This is a genomic window from Mycobacteroides sp. CBMA 271 (assembly GCF_009729205.1).
Classification (GTDB): Bacteria; Actinomycetota; Actinomycetes; order Mycobacteriales; family Mycobacteriaceae; genus Mycobacterium.
The window spans coordinates 46601-64846 of record NZ_VTHB01000004.1 but is presented as its reverse complement, the minus strand read 5'-3'; the positions used below and the strand labels follow the sequence as shown (position 1 = coordinate 64846).

Here is an 18246-nt window from a genome sequence, read left to right as displayed (position 1 = left end):
CCTGGGCGGGTGACCGAGTTAGCCATCGATGAACCGCGTGCGCGACGAGAGTTGGCCACGGTCTGCGTCCTCGGCAGCATCAACATGGATCTGACGTTGCGGGTGGATGAGCTGCCCGCCCCTGGCGCGACGGTAATGGCGACCTCCGCGCGCCCCGCCCCCGGCGGCAAGGGCGCTAACCAGGCCGTCGCCGCCGCGCGTGCCGGCGCCTCGGTGCAGTTCATCGGAGCGGTGGGCACCGACGGTGCTGCACCGATGCTGCGAGATCACTTGCAGAACAACAATGTTGGGATAGACGGGCTGATCGAGGTCGATGGCCCCAGCGGCATGGCCACCATCACCGTGGAGGAATCCGGCGAGAACTGCATCGTGGTGGCGCCAGGCGCCAACGGCGCCTTCACCCTGGACGAGAAACTGCACAAGGACATCATTTGTTCCCACGATGTGCTGTTGTGCCAGATGGAAATTCCCGTTTCGGTGGCGCTGATCGCGGCCCGGTGGGCATCCGAGGCGGGAAAACAGTTCGTGCTGAACGCTTCTCCCGTACCGGAACGCTCACCCGACCTGGCGGAGCTGGCGTTTCGCGCGAGCGTGGTGGTCGTCAACCAGACCGAATCGAGATCCTGGCTGTACCCGTCACGGCATCTGGTGACGACCCTGGGCGACGAGGGGGCGCGGTACCGAAGCCCGCAGGGCGAGATCACGGTCCCGTCGTATCCGGTACGCCCCATCGACACCACCGGCGCCGGAGACGTCTTCGCGGGCGTGCTGGCCGCATGGTGGCCGCACGGAGCCGAGACCGCGCTGCGTCGAGCGAATGTGGCCGGTGCGCTCGCCACGCTGCGCTCAGGAGCCGGAAACGCCGCCCCCATGGCGGGCAGGATCGAGCTGTCCTTGAAGGGTGCCTGACGCTAGCGGACAGTCAGTACCGGGTTGCAGTAACGCCAGGCGTCGCGCTCGTAGGTCAGATACCAGTCGGAGCTGGTGGTCTTGGGTGAGTCGTTTCCCCACACCAATGACGTGGTCACCGTCACCGTCGCATTCTTGGCCTCGATGACGTTGACCTTGTCGATATTGGTGACCGTCAGATGCGCGTTCTCCCGCACGACCTGGACCGATGCCTGCCGGAACGCGGCGGCGTCCTTGCGCTTGGCAGCGTCGAGCAACTGATCAAGGGTCTCCTGGGTGAGCTTGGGGAACTTGGCATACAGATCCGAGGGCTTGACGAAGTCATCCCACGTCGGGATCCGGGACTCGTTTTGCGCCTGCTCGCGGTCTCGGTACTTATCGCAGGTCAAGTCGCCGATCTTGTTGGTGTCGACGTCGTTGTACGCCTTTTCCCAGGCCCGGACGTGCTCCGTGACCGCGTCCCGATTGGGTGCCGCCTGAACGACGGGAGCACCCAATCCAGTCAATGCGACAACCGCGGCGGTGATGACGAGTGCTCGCTTCACGGTTCCCTCCCCTGGTTGGCAGTGCTTCATGACGTTATCGCCGCGGGATGCCGCGTCCGTTACGTGCGGCTACGCCCCGCCGGACGGAGCGCAGTCGAGCCACTTGCCGTTTTCCTTGACGTACTTGATGGTCTGCTTCTCGTTGGATGGCGGCTTGTCCCCCGTGGTGGTGGTGACCGTCAGCTCGGCGGTCGCCTGGTCACCCTTGATTTCGATGTTCTGGACATCGGTGACCTTGACCGTGATCAGCGACTTCAACAGATTGCGCATCGCGGCCTGATAGGCAGCCTCATCCTGCGCAATGAGGCTGTCGACCACGGCGTTGATGACATCGGGCGGAACCGTCGAGAACTTCTGAGATAACAACGCGCGCAGCGCATCGCCCGCGCCGGGCACCGTGGCGATCTCCGGCGGTGCGATTTCGCTCATCGGCGGGATGGGCGGTCCGCTTTGAGCGGTGGCGTCGCGATACTTGGCGCACTTGGTCTCGGCCAGCTTCGCGAAATCGAAACTCGCGGTGTACGTGTTCTGCTGCTCGATCAGGGCCTTGATCTGATTTTCATCACGTGTTGTCGCGAGCGCCTCGGCATTGGGCTGACCGTCGCCGTCGACGGTTTGTGTACATCCCACACCACCGAACAGCAGCGCCCCCGCAAGCACCGCGCTCGCCCATCTCCGGCAAACCATGACAACCCTCGCTCGTATCCACCACTCGTCTCCGAGCTAATTTCTATCAGGCCAGATCAGCTCGTGCCACCCTCACCGAGCAAACCTACCAGTCAGCGAGGCGCAGAGATTGCGTTCGCCAGCCGGCCGGGAGCGTCGACAATGGCATCGGGAACGAGCCTGAGCCGGGGACCGGTGTCCCCGTAGACCGAATCGTCACAGTCCTTCCAGGTATCGGCCTCACGCGCAAAAGATCTGTCGCTGGTGCTCGCGGGAACGTCCGGAAGTCCGCTCGCGGTGACGGAGGCAATCGCGGTGTCACCCGAGATGGTGATCTTTTCGATCCTCATTCTGAGCGGCGCCCAGAGTTCCTTCCATACCTCGCGCCACGCGGCCCGGTATGCGTCCTGATCCTGATCTACGATCGCCCGCGCCACCTTCTTGAGTGCGGTCTTCGAAACACCCTTGAACGTCGTGGTCAGCGCGTCGTAAATCGTGTCGTAGTCGGCGCCACTGGGCCAAATATCGAGTGGAGGAGGCTGCCCAACTGAATCCGCCTCCGCCTCAACCTTGGCGCGGTACTTCTCGCAGACGTACGAGGCGAACTTCATACCGTCCACTTCCTTGAGGGCCGCCAGCTCGCCGGCCACGACGCCACGGATCTGCTGCTCATCGGTGGGCGCTGCGATCGCGGTAGTCGACTGGCCGACCAGTGCAATGCCAAGAAGCGCGGCGGCCAGCCTACTGACCGCGCGGCTCGCCCTAGCCACCCATCACGCTCTCGTGCAGCGGGGCCTCGTAACCGATTGCCGAATCCGCTTGCGTGGCCTCGGGCGTGCAGTCCTTCCAGACACCGTCCTCGCGCACAAACTTCCTCGGCTCGGTCCCGCGCCCGCCGGTGTTGCGGTAGGCGATGGTGGCGTCGGCCGTATCGCCGTTCACCGTCACCTTGGTGACTTTGAAGGTCAGGTTCGCGAACGTCTCCACCCAGAATCGATGCCAGGCGGACGACAGCAGTTCCTGGTCCTGGTTTTCCACCGCGGTCATGAAGTCCTTGACGGTGGCATCAGTAGCGAGCGGGAAGACCTGACGAACCATCTCGCGCAGCCTGTTCTGGTTCGAACCCTGCAACCGGGTGACGTCGGGCGGGGAGAACGATTGCGCCCAATCGGATTCCACCTTGTCGTGCACGTCGGCACAGAAGAACGAGGCGTACTGGATCGCATCAACGGCGTGCAGTGCCGCCAGCCGCCCCGCCGTGACATCGCGGATCGCGGCGTCATCGGTCTCGGTGGCACTGGCGACGGCCGTTTGCGCAAGCAGTCCCATCGTCACGAAAAACGCTGCCATCCAACCGAAGAGCCGTCCCCCACGTGTCGGCACTCGGGTCACTCCCCGAGTTGCGAAGCGTCCAGCAGACTCTGCTGGCCTTGGCCGCCGCCGACGAGGCCGCGAGCACTATCCTGCTCGCTCGACGGTGTGCAGTCCTTCCACTGGCCATCCTCGCGGGTCAAGTCCCAACGCGCGTTGCCGCTCTCGCCACCGATGACACGAACGGCAACGCTGGCCACGGCGCTGTCACCGGTGACCTTGACGGTCTTCACCCGATACGACAGCTTCGCAAACGAGCTCACCCACAACTGGTGCCACGCGGCGTCAACCGAGCCCTGGTCCACATCGGCGACGGCCTGGACAAACGCCTCGACCGCCTCGCTCGACGCCACCGGGAACAGCTCCTTGATCTTGGCGCGTAGCTTCTTGGCGTTGGCGCCCTCAAGTTTCTTGGCGCTCGGCGGTGTGAACATGGCGGCATGGTCAGACTCCACCTTGTCGCGACGATCCGCGCAGTACGTTGCCCCGTACGCGACGGCATCGACGGCCTGCAGCGCGGTCAGCTGGCCCGCGATGAGTTCCTTGACCTGGGCCTCATCGGTGTCGGGTGAGGCGCTTGCCACCGCCATCGAGCTGAGCAAACCCGCCAAGAGCGCCACCACGCTCAAGAATGCGCTGACGATCCCCATACTGCGGCGTGCCATCTGAACCCTCCCAAACGAAGCCCGAGGCACATCCCCAGGCTGAGAACTAGCTGCCCGTTTCTATCAGGCGCCGTGGCGAAGCGCCACTCTTTCGAGCAAATGTGCGAATCGTCAGGTAACCAGGTCGTCGGCGTGCACCGCGGGGCGCCGCAGATCTTCGGGTAGCTCGTTGGTCGAACGCCCCAGCATGGTCGTCAATTCGGCCACGTCATAGGCCACCACACCGCGGCCCACCATGGCGCCTTCCGCGTCGCGGAGTTCCACGACATCCCCGCCGTGGAACCGCCCGGAGACCTCGGTGATCCCTGCCGGCAGCAGCGAACGCCGGGATGACACCACGGCCCGTACCGCGCCCGCATCCAGTGTCAGCGAACCGGTGGCCTCGGCGGCATAGCGCACCCAGAACTTGCGGGCAGACATGCGCTGCGGACGCGCAGCGAACACCGTTCCGCAGGATCCGTCGCCGAGAGCCGCGGTGGCCTCGGTCGCCGAAGCCAGCAGCACCGGAACACCGGCATCGGCCGCCAAGAGGGCCGAGGAGAGTTTAGAGGCCATTCCCCCGGTGCCGCGCGAACCGCCCGGTCCGGCGATCACGCCGCCCAGATCCTCCGGCCCACTCACCTCGGAAATAAAGTGCGCGTTACCTTTTCGTGGATCAGAGTCGTACAACCCGTCGATATCGGAGAGCAGCACCAGCGCATCGGCACCCACGAGGTGCGCGACGAGCGCCGACAACCGGTCGTTGTCACCGAAGCGAATCTCGTTGGTGGCCACTGTGTCGTTCTCGTTCACGATGGCGACCGCGTGCAGTGCCCGCAGTCTGTCGAGTGTGCGTTGCGCATTGGTGTGATGCACGCGCATGGAGATGTCATGGGCGGTGAGCAATACCTGGCCCACGGTGCGTCGATAGCGTGCGAACGCGGCGCTCCAGGCGCCGATGAGGGCGACCTGGCCGGCGCTGGCGGCTGCCTGCTTGGTCGCCAGATCCGTTGGGCGCTTGGTCAATCCGAGCGGAGCCAGACCCGCCGCGATGGCCCCCGAGGACACAATCACCACGTCGGATCCGGCCTTCATGCGGCCTTCGATGGCCTCGACCAGGTATTCCATCCGGTCGGCGCAGAACGTACCCGTCGCATCGGTGAGGGCGGCGGTACCAACCTTGACGACAACGGTGCGTGCCGACTGAATGGATTGGCGGGCGTGAGCGCCCGGGCTGGATGTCGCCGGCTGCCCGGCTCCAGGACTCATTCGGGATCGATTTGTCCGCGGCGCACGCGGCGGGCCTGGCGACGCTCCGTCGCACCCACCCGATCGGTCTTGTCGATGCGCGTATCGGTACCGCGCCCGCTCGGGGTCACATCGACACCCGCCGGCGTCTGCGGGTCCCAGTCGAAGGTCATAGTGCCGATGGTGACCGCGCAGCCGGGTTGTGCGCCCAGTTTGAGTAGCTTTTCTTCGACACCCAGGCGCGCCAATCGGTCGCCCAGATAACCGACGGCCTCGTCGTTTTCGAAGTTGGTCTGACGGATCCAGCGTTCTGGGCGCACACCGCGCACCACAAATCCACCGGGGTTCGCCGGATCGGGAGTCACGGTGAAGCCGCTCTCGTCGACCGGGATAGGCCTGATCACCGGCCGGGTTTTCACCTGCTCGGGACGCGTAGCCCGGACTTGCGCGACCATTTCCCATAGCGCGTAGGTCAGCGGTCGCAATCCGTCACGGGTCAGGGTGGATACGTTGAAGACCGGCCAGCCGCGCGCGGAGACCTCTTCGGTGACGAAGTCGGCCAGCTCGGCCGCCTCGGGCACGTCAACCTTGTTGAGTACCACCGCGCGGGGCCGGTCCGCCAGATCACCGAGCACGGAATCAGCTTGCAGCGTCGGCTGATACCTCGCCAACTCATTTTCCAGGGCATCGATATCGGAAACCGGATCGCGACCCGGTTCCAGCGTGGCGCAGTCGACAACATGGACGAGCACCGCGCAGCGTTCGATATGCCGCAGGAACTCCAACCCCAAGCCACGACCGTCAGCGGCACCGGGAATCAGCCCGGGAACGTCGGCCATGACAAAGGAATGTTCGCCTGCAGACACCACGCCGAGATTGGGCACCAGTGTGGTGAACGGATAGTCCGCGATCTTCGGCTTCGCGGCCGAAAGCACTGACACCAGAGAGGATTTACCCGCCGACGGGAATCCGACCAGCCCGACATCGGCGACGGTCTTTAGTTCGAGGGTAAGTTCGGCTTCGTCTCCGACCTCACCGAGCAACGCGAATCCGGGAGCCTTGCGCGCGCGAGATGCCAACGCGGCGTTGCCCAATCCCCCACGACCTCCGGCAACCGCGTCGAAACGCGTTCCAGCGCCGACCAAATCGGCCAGGATCCGACCGTCTTTGTCGAGCACGACGGTGCCGTCGGGAACCCTGAGCACCAGGTCATCGCCGTTGGCCCCGTTGCGGTGGGCGCCCATCCCCTGCGTGCCACTGGGTGCCTGCAGATGTGGGTGGAAATGGAAATCCAGCAGGGTATGTACCTGCGGGTCCACTTCGAGGATTACGCTGCCGCCGCGACCGCCATTACCGCCGTCGGGACCACCAAGCGGTTTGAACTTTTCGCGATGTACGGACGCACAGCCGTGCCCACCGGTACCGGCCTTGGCGTGGATAGCGACGCGGTCAACAAACCGAGGCATAGAGACGCCTCCTTCAACTGTTCTGCGTCCGATGCTCTTCGCGCGAGCGGCTCATCGCCGTTCGCTCATGCACCGAACACCGAACACGGGGTGAATCTAGGCGTCGACCGGCAGGATGTTGATGACTCGGCGACCGCGCTTGGCGCCGAACTCGACGGTGCCAGCCGACGTTGCGAATAGGGTGTCATCGCCGCCACGTCCGACATTCACGCCGGGGTGGAAGTGGGTGCCGCGCTGGCGGACCAGGATCTCGCCAGACTTGACGAGCTGACCGCCGAACCGCTTGACGCCGAGACGCTGCGAGTTGGAATCACGACCGTTGCGCGAGCTAGACGCGCCCTTCTTATGTGCCATGAGTCAAATCCTCTACTTGATTCCGGTGACCTTGAGCACGGTCAACGGCTGACGGTGACCCTGCCGCTTGTGGTAGCCGGTCTTGTTCTTGAACTTGTGGATGCGGATCTTCGGACCCTTGGTGTGCTCGAGGATCTCACCGGTCACCGCGATCTTGGCCAGCTTGTCTGCCTCGGCGGTGACGGTTGCGCCATCCACGACCAGGGCGACGGGCAGCTTGACCGAGGAGCCAGGCTCCGATTCGATCTTCTCGACCTTCACCACGTCACCGACGGCAACCTTGTACTGCTTGCCACCGGTCTTGACGATTGCGTACGTCGCCATCGTTGCGTCTACCTCTGCTCTGCTGTTCGGACGCGCGCAACCAGGTCGGCTGACGCATCTGGATCGTGGGTGGGCCCGCTCAGTTATTCCACTGGGCCGCATGCCGCTGGCCGGAAGCCTCGCGACAACTGCTCAAGGCTACGTGACCAGCGGGCTAAGGGTCAAACCGGCTCGCCTCAGTTCTCGACCGGAGGTCCCGCGGCGCGCGCTGCCGAACGCCTCCGCCGGGGTCGCTTGGGCGCCTCAGCGGCGGGTTCAGGTGCAGCACCTGCCACCTCGGGTTCGTCAGCAGTAACCTCGGGCACACTTTCTGCCTCGGTTTCCGGCGTGGCATCGCTGTCGGCGACCGCCGGCTCTGAGGTCTCGGCGACCTCGTCGCTAGCCTGCGACACGTCCTTGGCGACGACGTCCGCCGAAACGACCTCATCCGCCTCGTCGACGTCGAATTCGTCCTCGGGACCGTTGGCCGCCGCCATCGCCTTGAACATCGGATGCTCACCCTGCGGGTGGGGCGGTGTACGGGCGACCACCACTTCCGGTTCTTCTGCCTTGCCCTTGCGCGAGCGCTTGGCGCGCCGCGCAGTTTCGGGCTTCTTGGAACCCGCAGGCGCGGCGCCGGCGTTATCGACCGGATCGGCGTGCAGCATGATGCCGCGCCCCGCACAGTGGGCGCAGGTTGACGAGAATGCCTCGATCAGGCCGGTGCCCAGCTTCTTCCGGGTCAGCTGTATCAGGCCCAGCGAGGTCACCTCGGACACCTGGTGCCGGGTGCGATCGCGTCCCAGCGCCTCGGTGAGACGTCGCAGCACCAGGTCGCGATTGGATTCGAGCACCATGTCGATGAAGTCGATGACGATGATTCCGCCAACATCGCGCAGCCGCAGCTGCCGCACGGTTTCTTCGGCCGCTTCCAGGTTGTTGCGGGTGACGGTCTCTTCCAGGTTTCCGCCGGCACCGGTGAACTTTCCGGTGTTGACGTCGACAACCGTCATGGCCTCGGTGCGGTCAATCACGAGCGTGCCGCCCGAGGGCAGCCACACCTTACGGTCAAGGGCCTTGGCCAGCTGCTCGTCGATGCGGTGCACCGCGAACACGTCGGGGCCAGTGGCACCCTCATACCGTTCGATACGGGGAAGCAGGTCGGGAGCAACGGCCTTCACATAATCGTCAATGGTGCTCCAGGCGTCTTCACCCTCGATGATGAGCTTGCCGAAGTCCTCGTTGAACAGGTCACGGACCACCTTGACCAGCACGTCGGGCTCTTCGTAAAGCGCCATGGCGGCACCGGAGGCCTTTGCCGAAAGGTCCGCCTTGCTGAGTTCGATGCCCTGCCACTGCTCCTGCAGCCGCTGCACATCGGCCCGAATTTCCTCTTCCCGCACACCTTCCGACGCGGTGCGGATGATGACACCGGCATCCGACGGGACGATGTCGCGCAAAATCTCCTTGAGGCGCTGACGTTCGGTGTCGGGGAGCTTTCGGCTGATACCAGTCGATGACGCACCCGGCACGTACACCAGGTAGCGACCGGCCAGCGAGATCTGGGTGGTCAGCCGGGCGCCCTTATGTCCCACCGGATCCTTGCTGACCTGGACCAAGACGTAGTCGCCGGATTTGAGAGCCTGCTCGATCTTGCGGTTCGAGCCGCCGAGACCGGCGGCATCCCAGTTGACCTCACCGGCGTACAGCACACCGTTGCGACCGCGCCCGATGTCAACGAAGGCGGCCTCCATGGAGGGCAACACGTTCTGCACGACGCCGAGGTAAATGTTCCCTACCAGGGAGGCCGAGGCCGCCGAGGTCACGAAATGCTCGACGAGCACCCCGTCCTCCAGGACGGCGATCTGGGTGTACCGAGCACCTTCATGTGGCGGCTCGGTGCGGGTCTTGTCCCGCACCACCATCACGCGGTCGACTGCCTCACGCCGGGCCAGAAACTCTGCCTCGGTCAGGATCGGTGGGCGGCGCCGACCGGCGTCGCGTCCGTCGCGGCGGCGCTGGCGCTTGGCCTCCAGACGGGTCGACCCGGAGATGCCCTGAATTTCGTCACTCTTGGCGGCACGCGGTTTGCGCTCGTGCACGACGGTGTTCGGCGGATCGTCCTCCGACGCCACGTCACCGTCATCACCGCTTCCGGCCTTGCGACGGCGACGACGGCGGCGACGGCGGCTAGCGCCCTCGGGCGTGTCGCCATCCTCGTCGCTTGACTCGTCGCCGTCGGATGACGCGGCGTCAGCATCGGTCTTCTCGGCCGAGTCGTCACCGTCGGAAGATTCGGCGCCCTCGACTGCGGCTTCATCAGATTCCTCTGACCCGTCGGCACCGCCTTGCTCGCCGCGACCGCGACCACGGCCACGGCGTCCCCGCCGCCTGCGGCGGGTCGGACGGTCATCGTCGCCATCAGCGTCGGAATCGTCCCCGTCTGCGTCGGCGGCGTCCTCGTCGGTGTTTTCGTTACTGTCCTCGCGAAGCTCTTCACGGATAGGCGCGGGGCGTTCCTGCGGCTCGGGAGCCTGCGGCGCCACGAAGAGCGGACCGTAGTCGTATGCGGCTGGTCCTGCCGTTACCGGTGCCGGCACCGCCGCGGCGTCGATGGTCGTCGACTCTGCAACAAGGATCGGCGCGGTGGGTGGGTTGTCGGGGTCTTCGGCCACGATCTGGGCCGGTTCCGCGGTCGCTGCCGGGGCCAATTCCAGTGGGGCTTGTTCCGCCTCATCGGCGAGCGCCTCACGCACCTTGGCGGCGTCCTGCTTGTCGACGTTCGAATGGGGGCTGCGGGCGCGCCCATCCAGCTTGGACAGCGCGTCGAGCACGCGGCGGGTGGATGTCCCGAGAACGCGCGCGAGGGAGTGCACCCTCAGCTTCTCGGGCAGTTCTCCCTGCTCAGCAGGAACTGGCGGGGTATCCGGTGCAAGCGCGGCGTGGTCCGCTTCGGGAGTGCTGGTGTTGGGGTCTTCTGGTAGCTCATGGTTGGCCACTTATTCTCCTAAGCCCCCGGGCGCGTCATTCGACGCGGCCACGCGAGGGCTTTCTCTCTATGTACCCGGGCTAGGTCCGGGTTTGTGTGGTCTCGCTCCAAGCGATCCGCAACTGCGAACCCACTCAGTGCCTGGCTGGAATGATGGCTTGACGTGCTGCAATGCCGATTATGCTGGCAGTCGCGCTCGCCGTGCCGTCATTCGGGCTTCCGGCCAGCCCCTAGTGGGGTTGAAGTGCCGTGGCCCACACTCAGTATCCCATACGAATCAGACGACGGGCACCAGGCCGTCAACCCGCGCGATCCGCATGGTCACAAACCCAAACGAGTGTGCGATTTACGTCGAGATTTCGTGGGAAACCGACGCAAACCGCACACTCGCGGATTCAGTTCAGAGGGATTGGGTCAGAGGGCGGGAAACCAGAGCGCGATCTCCCGCGCTGCCGACTCGGGCGAGTCGGATCCGTGCACCAGGTTTTCCTGGGTCTCCAAAGCGAAGTCGCCACGGATGCTGCCGGTCGCAGCCTTCTCCACCGGGTCGGTGCCGCCGGCGATCTGGCGGAACGCGGGGATGGCACGCGGCCCCTCCAGTACGGCCGCCACCACAGGTCCGGAGGTGATGAAGTCGAGCAGCGAGCCGAAGAACGGCTTGTCCTCATGCTCCGCGTAATGCGCCCGGGCCAGCGACTCGCTGACGTTCTTAAGCTCGAGGGCGACCAACGTCAGGCCCTTGCGCTCAATCCGGTTCAGCACCTCACCGACAAGTCCCCGCCGCACACCATCGGGCTTGATCAAAACCAGCGTCCGCTCAGTCACGGGCGACAGCCTACTGGTCGGTAGGGGGTGTCTGCTGACCCGGCTTGGATGTCGCCGGCCCCGCGGCTCCAGGCAGCTCGCCCCGCCGTTGACGGTCGCGGACCTGGTTGCGCATGTACCAAATCAACAGCCAGACGCCAAGGAAAAGTAGCCCGACGAAGCCGATGGCGGCGTGGACGAAGAATCCCGCGACCAGGACCACCTGCAGCGCCAAGTTGGCCTGCAGCGCCCAGGGCCGACCCTGCATACCGCACAGCAGGATCATGGCCACGGCGACCGCGACGAGGTAGGTCAGCGAAAACGGTGTCAGCCCGCCGCCGACCATCTTGACCACCGGGACGGCCAGGAGCACCACAATCGACTCCAGGATCAGCGTGCCCGCCATTACCCCGCGGAAACTGCGCCACGGATCAGGCGGTGGCGTTCCACCCTCTGGATTGCTCACTGTGGATCCTTTCCGAACAGCGTCCGCGCGGCGCCCGCGGTGACAACCGATCCGGTGATGACAATGCCGGTACCCGAAAAGCCGTCCGCTCCCCCATCTTCGGCCGCTTCCTCCACCATCGCGGTGGCGGTTTCCACGGCGTCAAGCAATGTGGGTGCGACGACAACGCGGTCTTCGCCAAAGATTTCAATCGACAGCGCAGCCAGTTCTTCCACATCCATGGCGCGCCGAGAACCGTTGTGCGTCACCACGATCTGGTCGAAGGCCGGTTCGAGCGCGGCAAGAATTCCGGTGACGTCCTTATCGGCCATCACACTGATGACGCCGACCAGACTCCGGAAGTCGAATTCCGATTGCAGAGTGTCGGCCAAGGCCGCCGCACCGTGCGGATTGTGGGCGGCGTCCAGAAAGACCGCGGGCGCGCTGCGCACGCGCTCCAACCGTCCCGGCACGATCACCGATGCGAAACCCGCTCGCACGGCATCGATATCGAGCTGACGCTCGGCGCCCGCGCCGAAGAACGCCTCCACCGCCGCCAACGCGACCGCCGCGTTATGCGCCTGATGCTCGCCGTGCAGGGGCAGGAAGATATCCGAGTACACCCCGCCAAGACCCTGCAGTTCGAGCATCTGTCCACCGACGGCCACCTGCCGGGACACCACCGAGAACTCCGAGCCTTCCCGGGCCACCGCAGCATCCGCTTCCACGGTCTGGCGCAGCAGCACCTCCATGGCCTCGGGGGTCTGCTGCGCAATCACGGCCACCGTGTCGGCACCGGCTTCGCCGGTCATAGCGTCGAGCTTGTGCCGCTTGATGATTCCGGCCTTTTCCGAGGCGATCGTCGCTACGTCCGATCCCAGGAATTCGACGTGGTCGATACCGATCGGGGTGATGACGGCAACCGGAGCGTCGATGATGTTCGTGGCGTCCCAGCGCCCACCGAGCCCGACCTCCACCACGGCGATATCAACAGGGGCGTCCGCGAACGCGACGAAGGTCATGGCGGTGAGCACCTCAAACTTGCTCATCGCCGGCCCGCCCTGCTCCTGCGACTGCCTGTCGACCATTTCCACGAACGGTTCCATCTCGGCGTACGTCTCCACGTACTGCGCCGGTGAGATCGGTTGTCCGTCAATGGCAATGCGCTCGACCGCGGACTGCAGGTGCGGGCTGGTAGCGCGGCCCGTGCGCCGGTGCATCGCGACCAAGAGCGCATCAATCATCCGCGTCACCGAGGTCTTGCCGTTGGTCCCGGCAACGTGGATCGATGGATAGGCGAGCTGCGGTGAACCCAGTAGCTCCATCAGCGCGACAATGCGGTCGGTCGACGGCTCGATCTTGGTTTCCGGCCACCGCTGGTCAAGCAGGTACTCGACCTGCAGCAGGGCCGCAATCTCGTCGGGTGAGGGTTCGGAGAACTCGGGCAGCTCCGTCATCGCAGCCCCGCCAAACGGGCGGTGATCCGCTCGACCTCTTCGGAAGCCACCTGCTGGCGGGCGCGGATCTTGTCGACGACCGCGTCGGGCGCCTTGGCCAGGAACGCGTCATTGCCCAGTTTGCTTGTGGTGCCGTCGAGTTCCTTGCGAGCCGCGGCCAGATCCTTCTCCAGTCGGCGGCGCTCGGCTTCGACGTCAACGGTGCCGGAGGTATCCACCTCGACAGTGACGGTGGAGCCGGACAGCCGCACCTCGACCGATGCCGTCGGGCTGAACCCGTCCTCGGCCGGCGTCAGCCAGGCCAGCGAGGTCACCGCGGCCAGCTGCCCGTCCAATCCGGCCTCCGAGACTCCGGCAAGACGCGCCGCAACCTTCTGCCGGTCACCAAGCCCCTGGTCGCTGCGGAACCGCCGAACCTCGGTCACCAGCTTCTGCATATCGGCAATGCGCTGTGTGGCAACGCTATCCAGCTCCACGCCGGAGTCTGTCGGCCATGCCGCGATTACCACTGACTCCTGGCCAGTGACGGTCTTCCAGAGCACCTCGGTGACAAAGGGGATCACCGGGTGCAGCAGCCGCAACAGCGTGTCCAGCACCGTCGCGAGCACCACGCGGGTGCCGTCGGGGCGGTCGGCCATTTGGACCTTCGCCAATTCCAGGTACCAGTCACAGAACTCGTCCCACGCGAAGTGGTACAGCGCCTCGCAGGCCACACTGAACTCGTAGCGATCCAGCGCCCTGTCCACCTCGACCCGCACCTGTTCCAGGCGCCCCAGGATCCACCGATCGGCATCGGTGAGCTCGTCTGCGGCGGGCAGCGCCCCCAGCGCGGCACCGTTCATCAGCGCAAAACGCGTGGCGTTGAACAACTTCGTGGTGAAGTTGCGTGAAGCGCGCGCGGCGTCCTCCCCGACGGACAGATCACCGCCGGGGCTGGCACCCCGGGCCAGGGTGAAGCGCAGCGCGTCGGCGCCGAAACCTTCCACCCAATCCAGCGGGTCAATACCGTTGCCCTTGGACTTGCTCATCTTCTGACCGAATTGATCGCGGATCAGGCCGTGTAGGAAGACGTTCTGGAATGGGACGCGGGCATCGCCCAGTGCCGGATCCCCGGCCACAAAGGTGCCGAACATCATCATGCGCGCCACCCAGAAGAACAGGATGTCGTATCCGGTGACGAGAACGCTTGTGGGATAGAACTTCTCCAGCTCCGGGCTGGCCTCGGGCCAACCCATGGTGGAGAACGGCCACAGCGCCGAGGAGAACCAGGTGTCCAGCACATCCGGGTCCTGCTCGTAGCCCTCGGGTGCGGTCTCGTCGGGCCCCAAACAGACGATCTCGCCGTTCGGACCATGCCAGATCGGGATGCGATGGCCCCACCACAGCTGACGGGAAATACACCAGTCATGCATATCGTCCACCCAGGCGAACCAGCGCGGTTCCAGGCTGGCCGGGTGAATCACGGTGTCACCGCTGCGAACCGCATCACCGGCGGCCTTGGCCAACGACTCGACCTTGACCCACCACTGCAGGGACAGACGCGGCTCGATGGCCTCCCCGGAGCGCTCCGAGTGTCCGACGCTGTGCAGGTACGGGCGCTTCTCGGCGACGATGCGGCCCTGTTCGGCCAGCGCCTCGCGGACCTTGACCCGCGCCTCGAACCGGTCCATACCGTCGAATTGCGTTCCGCTGTCGCAGATCCGGCCGTGGATGTCCATGATCGTCGGCATCGACAGGCCGTGCCGCAGTCCGATCTCGAAGTCGTTGGGATCGTGTGCGGGGGTGACCTTGACGGCACCGGTGCCGAATTCGGGGTCGACGTGGGTGTCGGCGACGATAGGGATGCTGCGGTCCTGGAATGGATGCGGCAGCTCGGTGCCAATCAGATGCCGGTACCGCTCATCGTCGGGGTGCACCGCGATGGCGGTGTCCCCCAGCATCGTCTCCAGCCGCGTGGTGGCCACCACCAGGTGCGGCTCGCTGTCGTTGAGGGAGCCGTACCGGAAGGAGACCAGTTCGCCCTCGACCTCTTCGTATTTCACCTCCAGGTCGGAGATGGCGGTCTTCAGCTCGGGTGACCAGTTGACCAGCCGTTCGGCGCGGTAGATCAGTCCGGCGTCAAACAGCTTCTTGAAGATGGTGCGCACCGCACGGGACAGGCCCTCGTCCATGGTGAACCGGTCGCGGCTCCAGTCGACACCGTCGCCGAGCCGCCGCATCTGGCCGCCGATGGTGCCGCCGGACTCACGCTTCCAGTCCCACACCTTCTCGATGAACAGCTCACGGCCGAAGTCCTCTTTGGTCTTGCCGTCGGCGGCGAGCTGCTTCTCCACCACGGACTGGGTGGCAATGCCTGCGTGGTCCATACCCGGCAGCCACAGCACCTCATAGCCCTGCATGCGTTTGCGGCGGGTCAGCGCGTCCATGAGCGTGTGGTCGAGCGCGTGCCCCATGTGCAGGCTGCCGGTGACGTTGGGGGGTGGCAACACGATCGAGTAGCCGGGCTTGTCACTGGTGGGGTCGGCCGTGAAATATCCGGCATCGACCCAGCCCTGGTAGAGGTCCGCCTCTACCGCTCCCGGGTCCCACGAGGTGGGCAGGGAGCTGGCGGCGTTCGTGTCAGGGCTTTGGGTCACCCATCAGATTCTAGGGTTGCCGGTCACGCCCTTTTCCCACGGGCATTTTCGCGCGCCGAGCGGCTCAGAACATATCGGCGCTGAATACGTGCCAGCTGCCGACGAGTGGGCGTACCCACGCCCTCGTTGATGGCCCTAACGACACCCTCGAAGTCGCCGCGCGCCTGTTCAAAGCGCACACGCATCGGAACCTCGAAACCGACAACCAGCATCGTGATCGCCATGACGATGGGGACCGCCACCACCCGACGCCATGCGGTCGTATCGAGCCCATGACCGGATGCCCGCATGGCGTAGGTGGGAAAACGTGCGCAGTACCCACACGATCGCGATCGCCGCCACCAGGTAGCCCACCAGTATCAAGAGCAGGAAGTCACCACCCGGATAGGAGGCTCCCCACAGAGCGGCACCGCACACCAACACGGCGGCCCCCAGCAGAATCCATCCGGGTGGACGGGCCATCACACGACGGAACCACCCGGGCCGTAAGGCTCCGGGTGGTTCCGTGTGCTGTTGCGTGGTTACTTCTTGCCGCCGAGCAGCCCGCCGAGGATGCTGCCGAGCGCGTCGCTTCCGCCCTTGCTGCCGAGCACGCTGCCCAGGATGCTGCCGAGCGGGTTGTTGCCTCCCTGGGCCGCTCCGCCGCCAACGGCACTGCCGAGGATGTTGCCCAGGATGTCGCCGATGCCGCCGCCGCTGGCCGCGGGCGCCTCAGCGGGTGCGGCCTGTGCACCGCCGCCGGTGAGCTTCTTGGCGACGAAGGCCAGCACGATGGGAGCCAGGATCGGCAGCAGCTGCTTGATCAGGTCGCTGTTGCCGGCTCCGGCGCCGGACAGCTTGACTGCCACGTCATCGGCGGTGTTGTCGCCGAACAGCGATGCCACCACGGCGTCACCGGAGACCTGGTCGGCTCCATTGACGTTGGCCTGCACATCGGCGGCCTTGTCCGGGTCGTCGGCGTTGGCCTGCAGGCCGCCTACCAGCAGCGGAACCACGGATTTGATCGCCTTGTCGGCGGTCTCGTTGTCCACACCGAGCTGCGCGGCGATCTGATCGGTCGGAATCTCGCTGAGTAGCTCATCGAGAGTGGCCATGGGTCTCCTCCTAGAGATGTCTGGTTTGGTGAACCTTAGCCAAGCAGATCAGTCCCGAGTAAACGAATGCCGAACATCACAGACCCAGACCCTTTACCCCTGTGGGGTCCACCCATACCGTTCGAGCTATGAGCGACCACATCGTCGTGGTTGGCGCCGGGATCGCCGGCCTTGCCACCGCAGTCGCGTTACAGCAGTCCGGTCGGGACGTCGTGGTACTCGATGATCGAGACGGCACTTCCGCTGGCTATGCGATTACCTTGTGGCCCAACGCTTTAGCGGCCTGCGATGCCCTAGGCGTCGGCGCCGACGTGCGTGATGCGAGTGCGCGAGTGGAGGCCGGCATGCTGCGCTGGCAGGACGGTCGAATCCTGCGAGAGCCTCCCCGCGGCGAGCTCACCAGGGCGATCGGCGAGCCCGTCGCCGTGACCGAACGCAATCAACTCCTCGCGATTCTGGCGAGCCGACTCAGGCCGGGAACCGTCCGCTACGGGGCCCGAGTGACCAGCGTTCGAGACGGGCTGCATGGGACTTCCGTGGAGCTGGCCGACGGCGAGTCACTCACCGCATCCGCGGTCATCGGTGCGGACGGGATCGGATCACTCGCGGCGCAGTATCTCAACGGGCCGCTCGCGTTCCGGTACTCCGGATACACCGCCTGGCGGGGAATCGCCGATATCGAGGTACCCGCGGAGCTGGCGGGACTCACCGTGGGACCGGGTCTCGAGTTCGGACACTTGCCGATGTCCGGCGGTCGCACCTACTGGTTCGCCGGTGAGCGATCGCTTGAGGCACAACGTGCCGCCGACGGCGAAATCGCCTACCTGGCACGGAAATTCAGCTCATGGGCCGACCCCATCCCCCACCTGCTGAGCCAGAGCGACGAGTCGCTGGTGCTGCGCGGCGACATCTTCGACCGGGGACGTCTGCGCCGGGTCACCGGCGGGCGAGTGGTCCTGGTGGGCGATGCGGCGCACCCCATGCGCCCACACCTAGGCCAGGGCGGGTGCCAATCCCTTGAAGACGCCGCGGTACTCGGCGCGGCGGTATCTCAGATCTCTGGGCGGTCTTCTCTACCAAGCGCTTTCCGCGAGTATGCGCGCCGGCGAAGGTCCCGCACCCGCGCGGTGGTCAACCGAAGCCGCCAGATCGGTCACGCGACGTACGCGCGGCCCGCGGGGTTGAGCGGCCTGCTGCTGAAGGCATCGGGGCGGATCCCCGCATCGTTGTTCTGGCGGCAATTACAGGGCATCGCCGGATATGACGCATGCACAACAGTCGAGAAATCGGCGAGGCCCTTCGGCCGCCCATAGGA

At 65.4% G+C, this 18246-nt stretch carries 18 protein-coding genes; 2 read left to right on the top strand and 16 right to left on the bottom strand.

Annotation, left to right across the window (positions count from 1 at the left end; genetic code table 11):
* Positions 1 to 9: 9 nt before the first annotated feature.
* Entirely contained in the window at positions 10 to 909 is a 900-nt protein-coding gene (locus tag FZI91_RS11625; RefSeq protein WP_309224055.1) for a ribokinase, read from the top strand.
* Between the two features lie 2 nt (positions 910 to 911).
* Here the strand turns inward: FZI91_RS11625 and FZI91_RS11620 are convergent, their stop codons facing one another.
* From FZI91_RS11620 to FZI91_RS11545, 16 genes are all read right to left on the bottom strand, one after another.
* On the bottom strand, positions 912 to 1454 hold the full coding sequence (locus tag FZI91_RS11620) for a hypothetical protein (RefSeq protein ID WP_162525621.1): 543 nt from the start codon (positions 1452 to 1454) through the stop codon (positions 912 to 914).
* 69 nt (positions 1455 to 1523) lie between these two features.
* A complete protein-coding gene (locus FZI91_RS11615; protein WP_162525679.1) occupies positions 1524 to 2114 on the bottom strand; it encodes a hypothetical protein in 591 nt (196 codons plus the stop codon).
* Between the two features lie 119 nt (positions 2115 to 2233).
* On the bottom strand, positions 2234 to 2890 hold the full coding sequence (locus tag FZI91_RS11610) for a hypothetical protein (protein ID WP_155939184.1): 657 nt from the start codon (positions 2888 to 2890) through the stop codon (positions 2234 to 2236).
* Positions 2883 to 3503, bottom strand: a complete 621-nt coding sequence (locus tag FZI91_RS11605; RefSeq protein WP_155939183.1) for a hypothetical protein — start codon at positions 3501 to 3503, stop codon at positions 2883 to 2885. Before FZI91_RS11605 ends, FZI91_RS11610 begins: the two co-directional genes overlap by 8 nt.
* A 5-nt stretch (positions 3504 to 3508) precedes the next feature.
* A complete protein-coding gene (locus FZI91_RS11600; RefSeq protein ID WP_155939182.1) occupies positions 3509 to 4156 on the bottom strand; it encodes a hypothetical protein in 648 nt (215 codons plus the stop codon).
* 111 nt (positions 4157 to 4267) lie between these two features.
* Entirely contained in the window at positions 4268 to 5404 is a 1137-nt protein-coding gene (gene proB, locus FZI91_RS11595; protein ID WP_155939181.1) for a glutamate 5-kinase, read from the bottom strand.
* Complete coding sequence (gene obgE, locus FZI91_RS11590; protein WP_155939180.1) at positions 5401 to 6849, bottom strand: GTPase ObgE; 1449 nt, start codon at positions 6847 to 6849, stop codon at positions 5401 to 5403. The genes proB and obgE overlap by 4 nt, the downstream gene beginning before the upstream one ends.
* A 96-nt stretch (positions 6850 to 6945) precedes the next feature.
* Positions 6946 to 7203 carry a 50S ribosomal protein L27 gene (gene rpmA, locus FZI91_RS11585; RefSeq protein WP_155939179.1) on the bottom strand — a complete coding sequence of 86 codons (258 nt, stop codon included), beginning with the start codon at positions 7201 to 7203 and terminating at the stop codon, positions 6946 to 6948.
* A 12-nt stretch (positions 7204 to 7215) separates the two neighbouring features.
* Positions 7216 to 7527, bottom strand: a complete 312-nt coding sequence (rplU, locus tag FZI91_RS11580) for a 50S ribosomal protein L21 (protein ID WP_155939178.1) — start codon at positions 7525 to 7527, stop codon at positions 7216 to 7218.
* A gap of 176 nt (positions 7528 to 7703) precedes the next feature.
* Positions 7704 to 10340 carry an Rne/Rng family ribonuclease gene (locus FZI91_RS11575; protein ID WP_309224063.1) on the bottom strand — a complete coding sequence of 879 codons (2637 nt, stop codon included), beginning with the start codon at positions 10338 to 10340 and terminating at the stop codon, positions 7704 to 7706.
* A gap of 569 nt (positions 10341 to 10909) precedes the next feature.
* A complete protein-coding gene (ndk, locus tag FZI91_RS11570) occupies positions 10910 to 11320 on the bottom strand; it encodes a nucleoside-diphosphate kinase (RefSeq protein ID WP_162525623.1) in 411 nt (136 codons plus the stop codon).
* A 10-nt stretch (positions 11321 to 11330) separates the two neighbouring features.
* Positions 11331 to 11705 carry a DUF4233 domain-containing protein gene (locus tag FZI91_RS11565; protein ID WP_155939497.1) on the bottom strand — a complete coding sequence of 125 codons (375 nt, stop codon included), beginning with the start codon at positions 11703 to 11705 and terminating at the stop codon, positions 11331 to 11333.
* Between the two features lie 56 nt (positions 11706 to 11761).
* Positions 11762 to 13201, bottom strand: coding sequence for a folylpolyglutamate synthase/dihydrofolate synthase family protein (locus FZI91_RS11560; protein ID WP_155939176.1), 1440 nt, complete (start codon positions 13199 to 13201; stop codon positions 11762 to 11764).
* A complete protein-coding gene (locus tag FZI91_RS11555) occupies positions 13198 to 15837 on the bottom strand; it encodes a valine--tRNA ligase (protein WP_162525624.1) in 2640 nt (879 codons plus the stop codon). The genes FZI91_RS11560 and FZI91_RS11555 overlap by 4 nt, the downstream gene beginning before the upstream one ends.
* 23 nt (positions 15838 to 15860) lie before the next feature.
* Positions 15861 to 16127, bottom strand: a complete 267-nt coding sequence (locus tag FZI91_RS11550) for a hypothetical protein (RefSeq protein WP_155939175.1) — start codon at positions 16125 to 16127, stop codon at positions 15861 to 15863.
* A 231-nt stretch (positions 16128 to 16358) separates the two neighbouring features.
* Positions 16359 to 16931, bottom strand: a complete 573-nt coding sequence (locus FZI91_RS11545; RefSeq protein WP_155939174.1) for a DUF937 domain-containing protein — start codon at positions 16929 to 16931, stop codon at positions 16359 to 16361.
* 128 nt (positions 16932 to 17059) lie between these two features.
* Between FZI91_RS11545 and FZI91_RS11540 the strand changes: the two genes are divergently transcribed.
* Positions 17060 to 18244 (top strand): FAD-dependent oxidoreductase, encoded by a 1185-nt coding sequence (locus FZI91_RS11540; protein ID WP_155939173.1) that lies wholly within the window; start codon positions 17060 to 17062, stop codon positions 18242 to 18244.
* The last annotated feature ends 2 nt before the right edge of the window (positions 18245 to 18246 follow it).